This is a genomic window from Streptomyces sp. NPDC031379, assembly GCF_055569615.1.
The window spans coordinates 1-1632 of record NZ_JBVIIT010000070.1 but is presented as its reverse complement, the minus strand read 5'-3'; the positions used below and the strand labels follow the sequence as shown (position 1 = coordinate 1632).

1 protein-coding gene is annotated in these 1632 nt (G+C 70.5%); it reads left to right on the top strand.

The window, feature by feature from the left end; translation table 11 throughout:
* Nucleotides 1-120 precede the first annotated feature (120 nt).
* Nucleotides 121-1632 (top strand): IS481 family transposase (locus tag ACZ5CW_RS41190; RefSeq protein ID WP_468610967.1); only part of this gene is annotated, 1512 nt, incomplete at its 3' end.

The window sequence follows — 1632 nt, the reverse complement described above, 5'->3', positions numbered from 1 at the left end:
TGTCTTGTCTCGGTTGATGCTTGACGTTGTGGCTTCACCTGATGCTTGACACCGCTTGCCTCGGCTTGGCTGTGCGCGTCGTATCCGCGTGCAGGGAGGGCCGGGGCCGTGCTGGTGGAGTTGAGCGTGGTCGAGCAGCGGTATCACGCGGTGATGGAGGTCGCCGCGGGGGTTCCGGTCACTCAAGTCGCGGCCCGGTATGGGGTGTCGAGGCAGTCGGTGCACTCCTGGGTGCGCAAGTACGAGCAGTCGGGTCTGCCGGGTCTGGCGGACCGGTCGCACCGGCCGGAGTCGTGTCCGCACCGGATCGCCGGGGAGGTGGAGGCGGTGGTGTGTGAGTTACGGCGCCGGCATCCCGGCTGGGGTCCGCGCAGGCTGGTGCACGAGCTGGAACGCAGGGGCATCACACCGGTGCCTTCCCGGGCGACGGTCTACCGGGTCCTGGTCCGCAACGGTCTGGTCGAGCCGGGAGTGCGCAAGCGTCGCCGGTCGGATTACCGCAGGTGGGAGCGGTCGACGTCGATGGAACTATGGCAGATGGACATCGTCGGCGGCCTTCTGCTGGCCGATGGCAGTGAGTGCAAGATGGTCACCGGGATCGATGACCACTCCCGGTTCATGGTGATCGCGAAGGTGGTCCAGCGGGCCACGGCCTGGGCGGTGTGTCTGGCCTTCGGCGAGGCATTGGTGCGGTTCGGAGTGCCCGAGGAGGTGCTGACGGACAACGGCAAGCAGTTCACCGCCCGCTTCAGTCCCGGCAAGCCCGGGGAGACGATGTTCGACCGGATCTGCCGGGAGAACGGCATCATGCACCGGCTCACCCGCCCGCAGTCCCCGACGACCACGGGGAAGATCGAACGCTTCCACCAGACCCTGCGGCGCGAACTCCTCGACCAGCGTGATCCGTTCGTCGACCTGGCGACGGCGCAGGCGGCGGTGGATGCCTGGCTGGAGGACTACAACCGGATGCGGCCGCACCAGGCCCTGGCCATGGCCGTCCCGGCCAGCCGGTTCATCCCCCGGCCTCGGTCCGAGCAGGACGCCCTGCCGGTGGTCCTGCCCGCCCGCCTCGACCCGGTCCCGAGCCCGGATGTCCCGGTGCCTGAGCCCGAGCCAGTGGCGGCGGCCTGGCCGATGGCCGAGGGCGAGGTCGGTGCGATCGAGGTGGAGCGGGTGGTTCCCGCGTCGGGGAACCTGAGCCTGCGCGGGCAGCAGATCTGGTTCGGCCCGGCCCTGGCCGGCACCACGGTGACCTTGCGGATCGACGTGAACCGCCTGCACGTCCTCATCGGCGGCGGCCGGCACAAGACCCTGCCCTCGAAGCTGTCCGGCCGGGACCTCAAAGCCCTGCTGGCAGGCGGAGGCGCCCGACCCGCCGGACCCTGGGCGGACGACCCCGGCCCGGCGAAGGACACGAAGGGGCCGGTGGAGGTGGACCGGACCGTCAACGCGGTCGGCTACGTCGGCCTGGGCGGTGACAAGGTCCTGGTCGGCTGGCCGTTCGCCGGACAGCGGGTCACCCTCCGGCTCGACGGCAAAGTGCTGCAGGTCCTCAACGAGCAGCGTGTTCTGCAGGCCACCCTGCCCAGCCCTCTGCCGCCCTCGGCCTGCGGGCGTCTGCAAGGGGGCCGC